Here is a 17,030-nt window from a genome sequence, read left to right as displayed (position 1 = left end):
CCCGGCTGCAATATCCGCCCGTTACAACTGCCGGATTGCTTCGCGCGCCAGCTCGTCGCACCGGTTGTTCCACTCGTTGTCGCTGTGCCCCTTCACCTTCACATAGCTCACCTGATGCTTCTGCATCAGCGCCCACAGCGACTGCCACAAATCCTGATTTTCAACCGGCTGGCCCTTGCTATTGCGCCAACCGTTCTTCAGCCAGCCGCGAATCCAGTTTTGCTGGAAGCAGTTGACGACATAGGCGGAATCACTGTACACCTTCACGCTGCACGGTTCCTTCAGCATGCCGAGCGCTTCGATAACGGCCCGGATCTCCATCCGGTTGTTGGTCGTAGCCCGTTCACCGCCCGATATTTCTTTTTTGTGTTCTCCGTAAAAAAGCACCGCGCCCCAGCCCCCCGGACCCGGGTTGCCGGAGCAGGCGCCGTCGGTATAGATCGTCACTTCCTTGGTCAAACAAGTTCACCTCCGGTCGCTACAACATGTGGATGCCGACGATCGGCCATAAGATGAAGTCGGCCCGTCCCTGAATCAGACCTCGCGGCACCGACCCGAACGCACGGCTGTCTTTGCTGGCCCGCGTATGGCGATTGTCGCCCATAACGAAAAAGCGGCCCTCCACCACCTTCAGCGGCCCAAAGTCCGAATCCTCGATTTTCGTATCCGTATACGGCTCCACCACCAGTTGGCCGTTGCGGTACAGCTGGCCGCTGCGAATTTCGATCGTATCGCCCGGCACCCCGATGATCCGTTTAACGAGAAATTCCTTCTTGTCCGCATCGTCGGAAGGGTCGCGAAAAATCACGACGTCGCCGCGTTCGGGCGGGCCGAACCGGTACGCGAATTTATCGACGAACAGCCACATTTTGTCCGACAGCGTCGGCTCCATCGAGTGGCCGTCTACCGTCGAGAGATTAAAGACGAATGTATGCAGCAGCAGGACAAAAAGCGCAGCGACCGCAAGCGTGCGGACCCAGTCCCGGAGCTCCGCGGTCCACACGCGCGGCCGGCCTCCGCCCGAATTGCCCGCCTTCCCGCTTCCGTTCGGTCCGGCCTGCTTTCGCCTGCCGGGCAGCCCGGACGGCGCTTCCGTTTCGTGCCGGGAATCCGAATAGGGGGCCATGTCGGCTTCACACCTCGCCCGTCTTTTTTTGCCACTCCTCGTAATAGGCGATGACCAGATCGTCCTGAAACGGAGCGCGGCCTCGGCCGATCCGGTCCATAAGCGCTTCGAGCCCGGCCATCACCTTGCGGTCCACCACGGCCGAATAATGATACGCTGCTTTATGGAACTCGTATTCGTCCCGGTCGACGATTTGCGGCGCCCCGCCGCTCGGGATGATGACGTCCAGGTCGTAGTCGATATAGGTCAGCAGCCGGTTGTGAAAATACGGCGGTGACGCCACGTTGCAGTAATACCGGACGCCGCCGTCCTCCAGCAGAGCCACCACGTTGAACCATTCGCCGGGAATAAAAAACGAAACAGCCGGTATCCGGCTGGTCCACTGCTTGCCGTCCGCCTCCTGAATCGGAGTCTGCCGGTTAATGAACACGAACATCGATTCGGCCGCATGCCCGGGAGCCAGCCGTTCCTTCGGGATTTGCCGGTTTTCCAGCCACATCCGGTGCAGCCTGCCGTTATGCTTGAAGCTTTTGATCACGCAAGAAATGTAATTGTCCATGTGCTTTCCGTACTCCCGCAGAAGTTCTTACTTATAAGAAAAGCATATCCGTCCGCCAAAAGCAATGTCGGGGGCAGATATGCTCGTCCATGTAAAGCTTGTCGTGTTTGTTTTGTCTGTGCGGGGAAAACCCCGGTTGTCTAACCTGCGACGATGCTCAGCTTCTGAAAGGAGCGAAAAAAATCTGAAGCCGCGTAGCCGAGCGATTCGTATAAAGAAAGGATCGGTTCGTTATGCTCGTCCGCCGTAATCATAATTCTCGAAACGTTCCGCTGCTCGAAGCGCTGCCGGAGCGAACGAATCAGCTTCTTGCCGATGCCCTGCCGCTGATAATCCGCATGCACGGCGACGCGGTAATAGTAGCCCTTGTTATCGTCGATCGTACCGATAATCATGCCGGCAATGACGCCGTCCACCGATGCGACCAGCACAAGCTCGCTGTCCCATGAAAGCTGGCGCCCGAAAGCTTCCATCGTTTGCTCGTAGCAGTCCTCCGATAAAACCGATTGAAGGAGTTCCGTAACAGGGCGGTAATCCGACAACTGAAAAGAACGAACGTTCATAGAAATTACCTCTCAATCACAGACTATGATTTCAGATACGTTTAATAATACGACAAATTGTTCGTAAATTCTATTAAAACCTTTAGATTTCCTTAATAATTGAATAAAAAACCGTAAAATTGGATGAAAGCGCTTCATTTTAACCGTTTTCGCCGTTTTTCGACAAAATTCTTTTCTCTCAGTCCGGAAACAATTTTGCATATTTTAAATACGATTAAGTAAATTTATAGATTTCGGCTGCATGAGAATGCTAAAATGGGTCCCTCACTCGTCTTCATTGTCATCAGCTTCTTGCCTTGCGCGAGTATAGCCGCTCCATGTCCCCCGATTCCGCGCAAATCATTTTTTCACCGGCACTTGTTTATTTAGCCCGCTTCCAGGGTATATAAAATATGGGACCGGAGGTTGTACGAAAAATGTTTGCAGGGCGCCCGACTTTACAAACATTTTTGTTGATTTATTAGAGCGGAAGTTAGATAATGGGTATGAAAAAGAATACATAAACGAATCAGGAGGTAGTCATTAATGGCCCATCAATTACCTGCACTTCCTTATCCGAACAATGCGCTCGAGCCGCACATCGATGCGCAAACGATGGAAATTCACCACGATCGTCACCATAATACGTACGTGACGAACCTGAATGCTGCGCTGGAGTCCGCTCCCGAGCTGCAAAGCAAATCCGTCGAGGACCTGATCGCCGATCTGAACGCGGTTCCGGAATCGATCCGCACCGCGGTCCGCAACAACGGCGGCGGACATGCCAACCACAGCCTGTTCTGGCAGACGATCGCTCCAAACGCAGGCGGCGCGCCGAGCGGCGCACTGGCCGACGCGATTGCAAACGAGCTGGGCGGCTTCGATAAATTCAAGGAAGATTTCGCGAAAGCGGCTGCAACCCGTTTCGGCAGCGGCTGGGCATGGCTCGCGCTCGGCAAGGACGGCAAGCTGAAAGTGTACAGCCTGCCGAACCAGGACAGCCCGATCATGGAAGGCGATACGCCGCTGCTCGGTCTGGACGTATGGGAGCACGCGTATTACCTGAAATATCAAAACAAACGCCCCGACTACATTGCAGCGTTCTGGAATGTCGTCAACTGGGCGGAAGTAGGCAAGCGTTACGACGCGGCGAAGTAAAAGCCTACTCCGGCAAATAGAAACAGGATCGTCTGCGGATTTTCCGCCGGCGGTCCTGTTTTTTTGCGTCCATTTTCGCTGGTTCGCAACGGCATCGCCGACCCCCTGCCGACGAACCGGCCGCCGGTTCAATCTAATCATGCGTCTGTTTGCAGCGGGAGGCCTTCTGTCGAAAACACCCGGATTGGCCTGGCTTGTCCGTTAAACCGCCTGATTCCGCCGCTTAACCCGCCCCGTCGTTTGCCGGGTTCCTCGAATGAACCCGTCGAAACCTGTCCAAGCGTGAAACTTTTACTTCCGGGACAGGAAAATGGATAGGCACTCGCCCATATCATGTAGGGAGAGCATTCCCTATCCATTTTGCAAAAGGAGAAGTGTGTACATGTGGTATAACCCGTACGCTTCCGGAAACGTTCCAGGCAGCTACGCCAATACTTACCCCGCTTTTGCGGGCGGTTATTGCGGCTGCTGCGGGGAGCCGCGCGGCATGGGACCGGGACCGGGATTCCCTCCTCCCCCGCCGGGACCGGGACCCGGACCCGGGCCGGGGCCTGGACCTGGGCCTGGACCGTTCCCGCCGCCATTTCCGCCGGGACCCGGACCGGGGCCTGGACCTGGGCCTGGGCCTGGGCCGTTCCCTCCGCCGTTCCCGCCGGGACCCGGACCGTTCCCGCCCCCGCCGCCGCCGTTCCCGCCGGGGCCGGGCTTCCAGTTCGTCTTTGTGTTCATTAACGGCGGGCGGTTTTTCCCGTGGCTGACGAGAACGCACCCGGTCCGGTTTTTCCGGGGGATCACCATTTACCAGGCGCTCGCTGCAACGGGCGTCGTCCGGTTCGGCTTCGGCGGACGGATCGTCGCCGTGGACGGCGTCTTCATTACCGGCAACATCGACGTCATTTTGCGCTTGAACGGCAGGCGCATTCCGCAAACGTTCCTTTTCTATCCGCTGCAGCCGCGCGATACGGTGTCGCTTGAGCTGGTGGTGAGGGGACCCGGATTCCCGCGCGAGGATGAGTTCGAGGACATGGCTGCCGAGCAGCAGTTCCAGGACAGCTTCGAATATCACCCGGATGCGCAGCAGCAAAATGTTGACGACGATACGAGAGCCGAGGCTGAAGAGGAGGGATAACGCGTTAACACAAAGAGGTCCGGCACCGCCCAAACCGGGGATGCCGGACCTTCCTTATACTCGCAGCCTATTCGCGTGTACTTGCCGCTTCCTTGATCGCCTTCAGCCGCTTCATGACGTCGTTGGCGCCGCGGCCGAAATAATCGTGCAGCGCGTTGTACTCCGCGTACAGCCGGTCGTAAACCGCAACGTTTGCGGGAATCGGCTTGAACGTCTCCTCGCGCACGCGGCCCATGCGGGCGGCCGCTTCGACGATATTGTCGTAGCCGCCTTTGGCCGAGCCCGCGGCAACCGCCCCGAACATCGCCGCGCCGAGCGCCGGCGTCTGCTTCGATGCCGCGATTTTAATTTCGCGGTTCGTCACGTCCGCGTAGATTTGCATCAGCAGCCGGTTTTTTTGCGGCAGGCCGCCGCAGGCGTACAGCTCGTTCACTTCGACGCCGCTGCCCTGGAACGCCTCGACGATTTTGCGCGTGCCGAACGCCGTCGCCTCCAGCAGCGCGCGGTACATGTCCTGGGGCTTCGTCAGCAGCGTAAGGCCGACGAACACGCCGGTCAAATCCGTATCGACCAGAACGGAACGGTTGCCGTTCCACCAATCGAGCGCGAGCACGCCGGACTCGCCCGGCTTCAGCTCGGACGCTTTGCGCTCGAGCCAGTCGTGCACGCCGACGCCTTCCGTTTTCGCCGCCTCCGCCACATAGGCGGGAACGGCCTCGTCCACAAACCAGGCGAAAATGTCGCCGACCGCGGATTGCCCCGCTTCGTACCCGAAATAACCCGGAATAATGCCGTCCTCCACGACGCCGCACATGCCTTCGACTTCCTTTTCCGCCGTGCCGAGCAGCATGTGACAGATGGACGTGCCCATCGCCATGACAAGCTTGCCCGGCGTCACAACCCCAACCGCCGGCACGGCGGCATGGGCGTCGACGTTGCCGACCGCGACCGCGGTGCCCGGCGCAAGACCGATCCGCGCCGCCATCTCGGGCGTCAGCCCGCCGGCCTTCGTGCCGAGCGGCTGCACGTCGCCGCGCAGCTTCGTTTCCGTCAACTGCTCAAGACGGGGGTCGAGCGCTTTGAAAAACGGTTTGCCCGGGTAACCGTCCCGTTTATGCCAAATCGCTTTGTAACCCGCGGTGCAGCTGTTGCGGACGATGTTGCCCGTCAACTGGCCGATCACCCAATCGGTCGCTTCGACGAACTTGTCGGCCGCTTCATAAATCTCCGGCGCCTCGTTCAAGATCTGCCAGCCTTTGGCGATCATCCACTCGGAGGATATTTTGCCCCCGTACCGGGCCAAGAACGCTTCGCCGCGCTCGGCCGCGATCCGGTTAATTTCGTTCGCCTCGTCCTGAGCCGCATGATGCTTCCACAGCTTGACCCAGCTGTGCGGATTCGCTTTGTACGCCGGCAGGAAGCAGAGCGGCCGGCCCTCTTCGTCGATCGGCAGCATCGTACATGCCGTAAAATCGATGCCGAAGCCGATAATATCGGCCGGATCGATGCCGGAAGCCCTTACAACCGCAGGCACGGATTGCTCGAGCACCTCCATGTAATCGTTCGGGTGCTGCAGCGCCCAGTCGTATTCGAGCTTCAGGCCGGTATCCGGCAGCTTTTCGTCGATGACGCCGTGGCGGTAGGGCGTGACATGATCGGCGATTTCCTCGCCGTCCGCGAGACGGACGAGCACCGCTCGTCCCGATTCGGTCCCGTAATCGACTCCAATGGCGTATTTGGACATAGTAGACCTCCTAAATATTTTGTGGAGCAAAAAACTGGCTGCAAAAGGCGCCGTCTTGTTTTGCGAAGAGCTTCCGTGACCCTGCTCGGTGGCCCGCTCATCCGCTTGTTTTTGCGGAGCTTCCCGTGACCATGCAAGGCAGGCCCGTTCTCCGCTTATTTTTGGCCGTAATACGCGTTTTTCCCGTGTTTGCGCAAATAATGGCGGTCCAGCAGGTTCTGGTCCATCGGCTGCGCGTTCGGATTCAGCATAAAGGTTTGCAGCCCCATTTTCGCCACTTCCTCGACGACGACCGCGTTGTGCACCGCATTGTGAGCGTCTTTGCCCCAGACGAACGGCGCATGGCTGAAGACGAGCGCGGCGGGAACCTGCAGCGGGTCGATGCCGCCCTTGACGAACGTTTCAATAATAACGTTTCCGGTCTCGAGCTCGTATTCGCCCGTAATTTCCTGCTCGGTCATCGGCCGCGTGCACGGAATCTCGCCGTAGAAATAATCCCCGTGCGTCGTGCCGAGCGCCGGGATGCCCCGTCCGGCCTGCGCCCAGCTGGTCGCCCACGGCGAATGGGTGTGGACGATGCCGCCGATCCCATCGAACGCGCGGTAAAGCGCGGCATGCGTCGGCGTATCGGAGGACGGCCGCAGGCTGCCTTCAACCACGGTGCCTTCCAAATCGACGATGACGATATGCTCCGGCCGCAGCTCCTCGTAAGGAACGCCGCTCGGTTTAATGGCCATAAGACCGCGCTCGCGGTCAACGCCGCTCACGTTGCCCCACGTGAACGTGACGAGGCCGTACTTCGGCAAATCCATATTCGCTTCCCACACGGCTTCTTTTAACGCTTCCAGCATGAATCAAGCCCCTCCCGCAACGATCGGACCGGCCGTCATCCGGCCGGCCTTCGGAATTCAATTCGTTACGATCATTATAACTTGTACGTACAAGTGTGTCACGCCCTATTTTGCACCGGACACGGGAGCGGGTCCTGCCGATTCGCGCTCGATCAGCTTCGGCTCGTATACGATATCCTCCGGCTGCCGCCCGCCGCCTCGCCGGTTCACCAGCTCCGTCAGCAGCGCGACCGCATCCTCGCCCATGGCCGTCTTCGGGTGCTCGAACGTCGTCAGCTTCACTTCCGTCGCCGTCGCCAGCGAAGCGTTGTCGAAGCCGACGACGGACAGCTCGGCGGGCACGGCCAGCCCTTTGCGCCTCACGACGTCGAGCAGCCTGACGGCAAGCTCGTCGTTGTAGCAGACAATCGCGGTCGGCCGGTCGCCCGGCTCCAGGTCCAGCAGCGCGGCCAGCGCCAGCTCCGGCTTCGACGTCTTCTCCTCGGTCGTATAACGAACCAGAAAGCCCGGAGCGAGCGCCAGCTGCCGTTCGCGCAGGCAGCGCAAAAATCCCCGCATCCGGTACACGCCCTGAAAATCGTCGGTTTTGAACAAACCGGCAATCCGCCGGTGGCCGAGCTTCGCCAAATGCTCCGCTGCGCGGAAACCGCCCAGCTCGTCGTCAACCTTCAGGCACGGCACGTCGAGATCGCTGTACCGCTCGTTCAGCATGACGAACGGCGTTTTGCGCGCTTCCAGCGCCAGAAACAGATCCAGGTTCGGGTTGCCTTCGGCGCTTTTGGTCGGCTCCACGATCAGGCCGCCTAGCTGCTGGCGCAGCATCGATTCGAGGCATTCCCGCTCCTTCGCCTTCTCGTTGTCGGTGCTGGCCAGCACCAGCCGGGCGCCCTGCAGACGAAGAGCCGATTCGACGCCGCGGACGATGGTCGGGAAAATATAGTCCGAGATATACGTCGTCACGAGTCCGACCGTAAGCGCGGACGAACCGGCGCGGCCGCCCTCCGCCGTTTCGGCGACGAACGTGCCCTTGCCCTGCGTCCGGTACAGCCAGCCCTCCGCCTCCAGATCGCCGAGCGCCTGCCGCACCGTCTGGCGGCTCATGCCAAACCTGGAGGCGATCTCGTTCTCCGACGGCAGCTTGTCGTGCGGCTTGAACCGGGCGGCCGCGATCCACGAGACGATTTCTTCCTTCAATTGCCGGTATTTCGGTTGAAGCCGTTCCTTCACGTTGCACCTCGATTTCCGTTTGTCCAACTTGTATGGAAACAGTATAGCATGCATTCAACTTGTACGTACATAAGCCGCCGCCCGATGAAACAACCCTCCGAACTCGGCACCTCTTAGATTTACGCCTTACCGGCGAATAGACGGCACCGCTTTGATCAGCTGTTCCAGCCGATCGTGATTTTTCGTCTCATAAACTCCTCCGTTAATCGTTATAACCGAAAAAAACCGCCTGCCGCGGGTTATCCCCGTTCCGGCAGGCGGCAAAATGTTAACGCGGTAAACGATTGGCGCCGTAAACTTATTTGCTGACCGCACCGAGCCGTTCCAGCAGATAAGCCCTGACATCGTCGGCCAAATCTTCCCGGCCCAGCGCGATATCGATCGTGGCCTGGACAAAGCCGAGTTTGTCTCCGACGTCGTGCCGGCGGCCGCCGAACCGGAAAGCCGTCAGCGGCAGCACCGTGTTGAGACGCTGCAGGCTGTCGGTCAGCTGGATCTCGCCGCCTTTGCCCGGCTCCGCCCGCTCCAGCAGGCCGAATATCGCCGGATCCAGCACGTACCGGCCGACGACGGCAAGGTTCGAGGGCGCTTCGCCCGGGTTCGGCTTTTCCACCAGGTCCTGCACCGTTCCGTCGCCGCGGCCGCCCAAATCGACGATGCCGTATTTGTGCGTCTGATCCCACGGCACCTCCATCACGGCGACGACCGACGACTGGCGCTGATCGTACAAATCGATCATCTGCTTCAGGCAGGGCGGCTCCGACAGCAGGATATCGTCGCCGAGCAGCACGGCGAACGGCTCGTCCTCGACAAAGCTGCGCGCGCACAGCACGGCATGGCCGAGCCCGAGCGGCTCCCGCTGCCGGATGTAGCAAATGTCCGCCAAATGCGAAATGCCGCGCACCACCTCCAGCATTTCCGCTTTACCGTGCGCTTCCAGCTCCGCCTCGAGCTCGAACGATTTGTCGAAATGATCCTCGATCGCCCGCTTGTTGCGCCCGGTGACGATCATGATGCTTTCGATGCCCGAGGCCACCGCTTCCTCTACAATGTATTGAATCGCCGGCTTGTCGATCAAGGGCAGCATTTCCTTCGGCTGCGCCTTGGTTGCGGGCAGAAACCGGGTTCCAAGCCCTCCGGCCGGTATAATCGCTTTGCGTACTCTTTTCTTCATGTCCAAGACCCCTCTCCTTATCCCTAACGTCCCGGGCGGCAGCCGCCCGCTGATTCCGGACGCTGCCGCAAGCTTGTATACCATAATGATACCCGTATTTTCCCCGCCTTTCCATGGTCAAATGATGATTTGACATCGATCTGCCGGGCATGCCACACTGGGTACACATACAGGGATTCCCTACTTTTCACGACAAAGGAGCGAAAATGATGCTGGTAAAAAGAACGCTGAAAACGTCCCGCAGAGACGAAATGATCGACATCACCCGCGAGGTAGCCGCCATCGTAAGCGGCTGGACGTTTACGGACGGCGCCGTTATCGTCTACTGCCCGCATACGACCGCCGGCATCGCGATTCAGGAGAACGCCGATCCCGACGTGAAGCACGACGTGCTGATGCGGCTGGAGGAGGTGTACCCGTGGGAGCATCCGAAATACCGTCATGCCGAAGGAAACACCGCCTCTCACCTGAAAGCGATGACGACGGGCACATCGCAGACCGTCATCGTCAGCGGCGGCAGGCTGCTGCTCGGCCGGTGGCAGGGCATTTATTTCTGCGAGTTCGACGGGCCGCGGACGCGAGAGTTTTACGTCAAGCTGATGAGCGGCGAAAATTGAACGCCTCTTTGCCAAAAAACATCTTGACTTCTTTTCTTATTTATAATAATTTTAATTTAGTATTTATTATAATTATGATTGAAGGCAGCCGCAGAAGGTTAATGAAAGGAGAGCTCACCACGTGGAAAAAATCATCATTGTCGGAACCGGCCCTTCCGGCCTGACCGCCGCCATTTATCTCGCCCGCGCAGGGTTCAGCCCGCTCGTGCTCGAAGGTCCGCAGCCCGGCGGCCAGCTGACGACGACGACCGAGGTCGAGAACTTCCCCGGCTTCCCGGACGGCGTGCTCGGATCGGAGCTGATGTCCAATATGCGCAAGCAGGCGCAGCGCTTCGGCGCCCGTTTCCGGACCGGCTGGGTAGAATCGGCCGATTTGTCGCAAAGGCTCTTTAAGCTGTCGCTGGAGAGCGGATCCGAGCTGGAGACGGAAGCGATGATTATTTCGACCGGCGCATCGGCAAAATATATGGGAATCCCGGGCGAGCGGGACAACGTCGGCCGCGGCGTCAGCACCTGCGCGACATGCGACGGTTTCTTTTTCCGCGGCAGAAAGCTGATCGTCGTCGGAGGCGGCGACTCGGCCATGGAGGAAGCGTCGTTCCTGACCCGGTTCGCGACCGAGGTGACGGTCGTCCACCGCCGTCCTGAGCTGCGCGCTTCGAAAATCATGCAGGACCGGGCGCGGACCAACGGCAAAATCGGCTGGAGCCTGAATGCGACCCCGCTTGAGGTCAAAGCCGGCGGGCAGGGCCTGCAGGGACTGGCCGTCCGCGATAACGAGACCGGCGAAGAGCGGCTGATTGCCGCGGAAGGCGTGTTCGTGGCGATCGGCCATACGCCGAACACCTCGTTCCTCGGCGGCCAGGTCGAGACGGACGAACAAGGGTACATCATCGTCCGGCCCGGCACGACGGAGACGAACATTCCCGGCGTTTTCGCCTGCGGGGATGTGCAGGACCGCCGTTACCGTCAGGCGGTTACCGCGGCGGGAAGCGGCTGCATGGCGGCGCTCGACTGCGAGCGCTATTTGGAGGAGGCCGGTTCGTCCACCGCGCCGCAAACCGTTTAAAAAACGGTGCGAGCGCAACGAAACCATTTGACAAAGGAGCGGAGAACATGAGCAAATTAAACGATCTGCTGAACCAACAAGTATCTAGCTGGAGCGTCCTGTACGTGAAGCTGCACAACTACCACTGGTATGTGAAGGGCAGTCAATTTTTTACGCTGCATGTGAAATTCCAGGAGCTGTACGAGGAAGCCGCGCTGCACGTCGACAATATAGCCGAGCGCCTGCTCGCGCTGGAAGGCAAGCCGGTCGCCACGATGAGCGAGCAGCTGAAGCTTTCCAGCATCAAGGAAGCGAGCGGCAAGGAATCCGCCGAGGAAATGGTCGATTCGCTCATTGCCGACTTCTCCGTCGTCATCGGCGAGTTGAAGGAAGGCATGAATGAAGCCGAGAAATCCGGCGACGAAACGACCGCCGACCTGCTGCTCTCCATTCACGCCTCGCTTGAGAAGCATGTGTGGATGCTGAAGGCGTTTAACGGACGTTAAGCCCGAAAATGATGCAAGGGGGATGCCGTCAAGCCGTATACCGCGGCTTGTCGGCATCCCCCTTTATAATGAAGAAGAAGGGACCGCCGGGTGGACCCGGCAATCTTATCACAACCGCCCGCGCTTCGAAAAGCCGGCGACCTGCCCGGCAAAAAACCAAAGCCCGAGCCGCCGGGACAGCCACAAGGTCGCGGAAATGCTGAGTGTCGTATAGTACCAATGCCAGCCGGTATAGCGGATCAGCTTCGTATAATGCTCAAACAGCAGCTCCGGAATCGTGATGCCTCCCGCAAATGCGGCATAATAAAGCAGCCTGACCGGGACGGTACGGCCGCGGGGATAATAGAGCCAGAAATAAGCGGCGACGGTCGGATAAATAAAAAATTCGAACGTGATGCTCGTTTCGTTCGCCCTGCCCAGCTCGTGAACCGGGTATTCGAGCAGGCCGAGCTCGACCGGCAGCAGGCCGAGCGGCCATGTAATGAGCTGCTGGAACAAATAAACGGCATGCGCCTCGCGCCTGCGCCGCTTCGGAACGAGCAGAATGGAGCTGATGCCCGCCGCGTTGATCGCGATCAGGATGATCTCATCGGAAGTGAGCGGGATCATCATAACGGCTGAGCTCCCGCAGCGGATTTTTGGCGAAAGAACCAGCGGCCATACCGGTACGTGCCCTGAGCTCCGATGTAAAACAAAGCAAGGGGCAGCCATACGCCGCAATGAAGCTTGAGCAGTCCGGTATAAAGATCGATCAGAACGAGGTAAATGGCAACCGCTGCCAGAAAAACGGCATGATGTCCCGCGAGCTTCCAACGGAGCTGCGGATACGTAAAGCAGAAAAAGACGATCAAAGTGGGATACAAGATATAGTCGAGCGAAAAATTCGCTCCCGTGGCGCGCGGAAATTCGCGAATCGGATTCGAAATAAGCCCGAGATCGACCAGCATCATACTCGACGCCCGGACAATGATTTGCGCGAACAGGAACAGCAGCACCGCCTCCCGCCGGCGCCGGCGCGGAACAAGCAGCGCCAGCGACGTCAGGCAAACCGCCCAAACCGCCGCCAGTATCGTCCTCTCCAGCATCATCCTCATCGCCTCCTCGCATTTTGTAACTTTAACATTCCCCGAGTAATCGGCCGCGAACCGCCAATATGAACTCATTTTGCTTATTTTTTGGATATTCGGACAAATTATAACCAAGTCTTACCCCGAGGGAACAATATGCACGGAATCTACTCGCTTATCATCGTCTTCGCTCTTTTGCATGCGGCCCGGCCCCGCCCGATGATCGGGAAGGTGCGGATCGCGTTTTTGCTGCTGAGCGGGCTTGCATTGGCCATGGCGGTGCTATTCGCGCTTGGGCTTTATCCCCTTCTGGCCGACAAATGGCACCATTTCATGCTTACCGTCATTCGAATGGGAGGGTTCGCACTGTGACGCATAACGGAACCGAACGTCCGCTGCTCCCCGGCCTCGACGATAATGTCCGGGCGATCCGGCTCGCCCTCCACGGGACGAACGAGCTGATCGTCCGCGAGCTTCCGGGCGGGACCGGCCGCAGCCGGACCGCCGTCGTCTATATGGACGGGCTTGCCGATCGGGACCTCGTACAGCAGCATATTCTGCTTCCGCTCATCGCGCTGCCTACAAATGAGCACGGACTGGACGGGATCTGCGCGCATATCGCCGCCGGCGGGCTCCGGCGGGAAAGGTCGCTCGCAAAAACGATCGAATCCCTGATCTATTCGAGCACGATTGTGCTCGTCGACGGGGCTGTCGAATGTATCATCGTTTCGACCGAAGGGTGGGAGCACCGGTCGGTCGGCAGCCCCTCCTCGGAGAAAAGCATCGTCGGCCCGCAGGATTCGTTCGTCGAAGTGCTGCGCGTGAATACCGCTTTGCTGCGGAGACGGATCAAGGACCCCGCGATGGTCGTTTCCCTGCAGCAGGTCGGGACTCGCAGCAAGACGGATATCTCGATCGTGTATTTAGAGGATGTCGCCAATCCGGGCATCGTCGAGGAGGTGAAACGGCGGCTCGGCACGTTCGACGGCGATATGCTGCTCGACAGCAGCGAGCTGGCCGAGCATTTGGAGGACCAGATATGGTCGCCTTTTCCGCAAATCGCCTATACCGAACGGGTGGACCGGGCCGCTTCCGCGGTATTGGAAGGACGGGTGGCGGTTCTCGTGGACGGAACGCCGTTCGCCATTTACATGCCGGTTACGTTCTCGGAGATGATGATTACAAGCGAGGATTACTATACGAAATTTTATTCCGCCGCGTTCACCCGGTGGATCCGGATGCTGGCGCTGACGATCGCACTTCTCATGCCCTCCCTTTATATCGCCGTCTCTTCCTTTCACCAGGAGATGATCCCGACGGAGCTCATGATTATGATCGCCGCGAACCGGACCGGCATCCCGTTTCCGACGCTGCTCGAGGCGCTGCTGATGGAAATCACGTTCGAGCTGCTGCGCGAGGCCAGCATCCGCATGCCCGGCTCGTTCGGCCAGACGATCGGCATCGTCGGCGCGCTGGTCATCGGGCAGGCCGCGGTCCAGGCCAATATTATCGGACCTGTACTGACCGTTATCGTGTCGATCACGGCCATCGGCTCGTTCATCATTCCGAGCTACAACACGTCGCTGGCCATTCGCCTGCTGCGCTTCCCGATGATGATTCTGGCCGGAACGATGGGGCTGTTCGGAATCCTGTTCGGCCTCTCGCTGATTTTGATTCATTTGGTCAGGCTCCGTTCGTTCGGCGTCGATTATATGGCCTCGCTTACCCCGGACAAGCTGAGTCAGGTCGACGATTCGCTGCTGCTGAAGCGGCCGAGCGTTCTGCAGATGAAGCGGCCGGGATTTTTAAGGCCGATCAACCGGACCCGGCGGGCGCGAAGACCTTGACCTTCAGGAGGGAGCTTCATTCATGGGCAGTGAAACGGTAACGAATAAACAGCTGATCATCCTGCTGACCTTCAATATTTTCGCGACCATTTTCTTCAGCGAGCCGAGAGCGCTCGCCCGAGTGGCCAATCATACGGGGTGGCTGTGCATCCTGCTGGCAATGGCGTGCTTTTCTTTGTACAGCCTGCTGCTGCTGGCGGTTATCCGCCGGATGGAGCATACCCGCTGCGATCTGGTCGGGTATATCCGGCATCAATTGGGTTCGCTTGCAGGCCGGCTGTTCGCGCTCGTATTCGTGCTGCTCCCCCTCCTCCTGTTCGTCGCTCTCGTCAACCGGATTGTAGCGGAGCTGTTCACGCTGTTGATTCTTCCCGAAACGCCGCGGGAAATCATTCTCATCATGGTTCTCGCGCTGGAATATGCCATGGTCGGCGGCGGCATCGGGGCGGTGGCCCGCTGGAGCCAGATCATCATGCCGCTGGTCGTTGTCATGATCGCTTTTCTCTACTCGCTGGCGGTGTCGAACGCCGAATTTACGCGGATGAGTCCCTTTTTCGATACGGACGCGGCCGGTTTGATGAAGGGCGCCCTGTTCGTGTTCAGCGGCTACGCGGAAGCGGGCATCCTGCTGCTTTTTTGGCGTCATCTGGCGGATCGCAAGCATATCTCGAGATCGCTGCTGTTCGTCAACGCCTGGACTGGACTGCTGTTTATGGCCACGTTCATGATCTGCATCGCCGCCATGAGCCCGGCCTATGTGAAACGGATGGTATTTCCGGTCATCGAAGTGATTCGCGACATCACGTTTTTCGATTCCATCGAGCACCTGGAGATTTTTTCTTTAATCGTCTGGATGCTGATCATTTTGTCGAAGGGATCGCTGGTGCTGCATGCCTGCTGCGACGGCTGGAGATCGTGGTTTGCGCTAAGCGATTACCGGCCGCTTCGGATGCCCTTGTGCATCGTGATCTATTTTCTGACGACCATCCCGCAAAATTTGCTCGAATCGATCATTAACCTGGAATCGTTCAAAGCGTTGACGTACCCGCTCTATGCGGTATTCATGCTTTGCTGTCTGTTCGCAATGAGTCTGATTCGGAAAAGGTCGATCGCCCGATGAGAAATGCCGTCCGACTGACCGTCATTGCCGCCGTGACGCTGCTCCTGGGAGGCTGCTGGAACATGCGGGAATCGAACAATACGGATTACGCCATGGCGGTCGGCATCGACCTGAACGAGCGGGGGGAAGTCGCGCTGACGATACAGTCGCCCGTCCTGGAAGCTATCAAGCCCCAATCCCAAGCGACCGAAGACACCATTAAAAGCCTCAGCACCTCCGGCAAGACGGCGTTCGAAGCGGTGCGCAGCTATGTGGAAATTATGGGTGTCAAAGTATTCTGGTCGCACCTGAAGGTGCTCGTCATCTCGGAGGATGCGGCCCGAAAAGGGGTGGACTCGTACCTGGATTTCTTCCTGTCCGATCCCGAAATGCGGAATACCGCTTATGTGGCTATCGTCAAAGGGAGGGCGAAGGATTTGCTGGAGTCGGAACCGGATATTACGTCCATCCCCGCCAATCTGCTCAGCAATCAGCTGGAAAATGCGAATATCAACTCGTTTGCGCCTTCGGTCCGTTTCAACGAGTTTGCCCGAAGCCTTACGAACCCCGAGGGGTGGCAGCCTTTCGCCCCGGTGGTCAAACGATACGAACAGTCGGAATACGACCGCAATATCGTGGGCATTGCGCCTTATCAAGGCGGAGACAGTCAGCAGTCGAATCTGTTTCTGGTCGAAGGGACCGCCGTATTCAAAGGGACGCGAATGATCGGAACGATGAATAAAACGGAAACCCGCGGACTTCTCTGGGTGATCAATAAAGTAAAGAGCGCGACCGTGCGCGTGCCGTGCCGGGAAGAGGCTGCCGACTGCCGGATTACGCTGGAAGTATCGGGGAAGCCGAGCGCGAAATACACGGTGGACTACGACGACAAGCGTCCGGTTATCCGCATTCACATCAAGACGAACGTCAATATCGCCGACGGGAGCAATCAAACGGCGTTTATAGACGACAAGTATATTCGGGATTTGGAGCACCGGTTTGCCGATACCGTCCATGCCGAAATTATGGCAGCGTTCAATAAAGCCGCCAAAACCTACCGCACCGACGTCTTCGGCTTCGGCAACCGGCTGGAGGACGACCATTACCGGCTCTGGACCAAGCTGCGGGATCGCTGGGATCAGGAGCTGCTCCCGCAAGCCCGGCTGGATATTCAAATCGATGTCAAAATCCGCAGAAGGGGGCGGATGCTCTACTCTCCCTGGACGAAAGAATGACCCGCATGAGACCGATCCGCCGGACGAACCGGCCCGTGCGGGCCTTGATCCTTCCACGACCGACGGCGGCTTTCTTTGCGGCGTATAAATTCATGTTTTTG

At 58.6% G+C, this 17,030-nt stretch carries 19 protein-coding genes; 9 read left to right on the top strand and 10 right to left on the bottom strand.

The genetic code is table 11. The annotated features are described in order from the left end of the window. Positions 1–21: 21 nt before the first annotated feature. The 4 genes from rnhA to PD282_RS03110 form a co-directional block, all read right to left on the bottom strand. Positions 22–459, bottom strand: coding sequence for a ribonuclease HI (gene rnhA / locus PD282_RS03125; RefSeq protein WP_274648934.1), 438 nt, complete (start codon positions 457–459; stop codon positions 22–24). 19 nt (positions 460–478) lie between these two features. Next, on the bottom strand, positions 479–1,126 hold the full coding sequence (lepB, locus tag PD282_RS03120) for a signal peptidase I (protein ID WP_274648933.1): 648 nt from the start codon (positions 1,124–1,126) through the stop codon (positions 479–481). A gap of 7 nt (positions 1,127–1,133) precedes the next feature. Further along, complete coding sequence (locus PD282_RS03115; protein WP_274648932.1) at positions 1,134–1,685, bottom strand: DUF402 domain-containing protein; 552 nt, start codon at positions 1,683–1,685, stop codon at positions 1,134–1,136. A 140-nt stretch (positions 1,686–1,825) separates the two neighbouring features. Next, positions 1,826–2,248, bottom strand: coding sequence for a GNAT family N-acetyltransferase (locus PD282_RS03110; protein WP_274648931.1), 423 nt, complete (start codon positions 2,246–2,248; stop codon positions 1,826–1,828). A gap of 525 nt (positions 2,249–2,773) precedes the next feature. On the opposite strand from PD282_RS03110, the gene PD282_RS03105 reads away from it, so the two are divergent. Beyond that, on the top strand, positions 2,774–3,385 hold the full coding sequence (locus PD282_RS03105; RefSeq protein ID WP_274648930.1) for a superoxide dismutase: 612 nt from the start codon (positions 2,774–2,776) through the stop codon (positions 3,383–3,385). A 721-nt stretch (positions 3,386–4,106) separates the two neighbouring features. After that, positions 4,107–4,514 carry a hypothetical protein gene (locus tag PD282_RS03100; protein ID WP_274648929.1) on the top strand — a complete coding sequence of 136 codons (408 nt, stop codon included), beginning with the start codon at positions 4,107–4,109 and terminating at the stop codon, positions 4,512–4,514. Positions 4,515–4,581: 67 nt separating this feature from the next. Here PD282_RS03100 and PD282_RS03095 read toward each other — a convergent pair whose 3' ends face one another. From PD282_RS03095 to galU, 4 genes are all read right to left on the bottom strand, one after another. After that, positions 4,582–6,258: a ribulokinase gene (locus PD282_RS03095; protein WP_274648928.1), complete on the bottom strand. Its 1,677-nt coding sequence runs from the start codon at positions 6,256–6,258 to the stop codon at positions 4,582–4,584. Between the two features lie 155 nt (positions 6,259–6,413). Then, positions 6,414–7,109: an L-ribulose-5-phosphate 4-epimerase gene (gene araD / locus PD282_RS03090; protein ID WP_274648927.1), complete on the bottom strand. Its 696-nt coding sequence runs from the start codon at positions 7,107–7,109 to the stop codon at positions 6,414–6,416. Positions 7,110–7,214: 105 nt separating this feature from the next. Then, positions 7,215–8,336 (bottom strand): GntR family transcriptional regulator, encoded by a 1,122-nt coding sequence (locus tag PD282_RS03085; RefSeq protein ID WP_274648926.1) that lies wholly within the window; start codon positions 8,334–8,336, stop codon positions 7,215–7,217. A 298-nt stretch (positions 8,337–8,634) separates the two neighbouring features. Then, positions 8,635–9,510 (bottom strand): UTP--glucose-1-phosphate uridylyltransferase GalU, encoded by an 876-nt coding sequence (gene galU / locus PD282_RS03080; protein ID WP_274648925.1) that lies wholly within the window; start codon positions 9,508–9,510, stop codon positions 8,635–8,637. 209 nt (positions 9,511–9,719) lie between these two features. On the opposite strand from galU, the gene PD282_RS03075 reads away from it, so the two are divergent. The 3 genes from PD282_RS03075 to PD282_RS03065 all read left to right on the top strand — a co-directional run bounded on the left by PD282_RS03075 (position 9,720) and on the right by PD282_RS03065 (position 11,681). After that, entirely contained in the window at positions 9,720–10,127 is a 408-nt protein-coding gene (locus PD282_RS03075; RefSeq protein WP_274648924.1) for a secondary thiamine-phosphate synthase enzyme YjbQ, read from the top strand. Between the two features lie 121 nt (positions 10,128–10,248). Then, entirely contained in the window at positions 10,249–11,196 is a 948-nt protein-coding gene (trxB, locus tag PD282_RS03070) for a thioredoxin-disulfide reductase (RefSeq protein WP_274648923.1), read from the top strand. A 47-nt stretch (positions 11,197–11,243) separates the two neighbouring features. Then, positions 11,244–11,681 (top strand): Dps family protein, encoded by a 438-nt coding sequence (locus PD282_RS03065; protein WP_274648922.1) that lies wholly within the window; start codon positions 11,244–11,246, stop codon positions 11,679–11,681. 108 nt (positions 11,682–11,789) lie between these two features. On the opposite strand, the gene PD282_RS03060 is transcribed toward PD282_RS03065, so the two are convergent. After that, the gene (locus tag PD282_RS03060; protein WP_274648921.1) at positions 11,790–12,293 is read right to left on the bottom strand and encodes a CBO0543 family protein; all 504 of its coding nucleotides are present in this window, start codon (positions 12,291–12,293) and stop codon (positions 11,790–11,792) included. Next, positions 12,290–12,769 (bottom strand): CBO0543 family protein, encoded by a 480-nt coding sequence (locus PD282_RS03055; RefSeq protein ID WP_274648920.1) that lies wholly within the window; start codon positions 12,767–12,769, stop codon positions 12,290–12,292. Before PD282_RS03055 ends, PD282_RS03060 begins: the two co-directional genes overlap by 4 nt. Before the next feature lie 135 nt (positions 12,770–12,904). Here PD282_RS03055 and PD282_RS03050 point away from each other — a divergent pair, with 135 nt between their 5' ends. Genes PD282_RS03050 through PD282_RS03035 form a run of 4 tightly spaced genes read left to right on the top strand, consistent with a single transcriptional unit; the run spans position 12,905 to position 16,929 of the window. Beyond that, entirely contained in the window at positions 12,905–13,120 is a 216-nt protein-coding gene (locus tag PD282_RS03050) for a hypothetical protein (RefSeq protein WP_274648919.1), read from the top strand. Next, positions 13,117–14,595: a spore germination protein gene (locus tag PD282_RS03045; protein ID WP_274648918.1), complete on the top strand. Its 1,479-nt coding sequence runs from the start codon at positions 13,117–13,119 to the stop codon at positions 14,593–14,595. Before PD282_RS03050 ends, PD282_RS03045 begins: the two co-directional genes overlap by 4 nt. Positions 14,596–14,617: 22 nt before the next feature. Continuing rightward, entirely contained in the window at positions 14,618–15,715 is a 1,098-nt protein-coding gene (locus PD282_RS03040; RefSeq protein ID WP_274648917.1) for a GerAB/ArcD/ProY family transporter, read from the top strand. Next, positions 15,712–16,929, top strand: a complete 1,218-nt coding sequence (locus tag PD282_RS03035) for a Ger(x)C family spore germination protein (RefSeq protein WP_274648916.1) — start codon at positions 15,712–15,714, stop codon at positions 16,927–16,929. The genes PD282_RS03040 and PD282_RS03035 overlap by 4 nt, the downstream gene beginning before the upstream one ends. Positions 16,930–17,030 lie beyond the last annotated feature (101 nt).

The organism is Paenibacillus humicola, from assembly GCF_028826105.1.
Lineage (GTDB): Bacteria > Bacillota > Bacilli > Paenibacillales > Paenibacillaceae > Paenibacillus_Z > Paenibacillus_Z humicola.
This window is presented reverse-complemented; position numbering and strand designations above follow the sequence as displayed.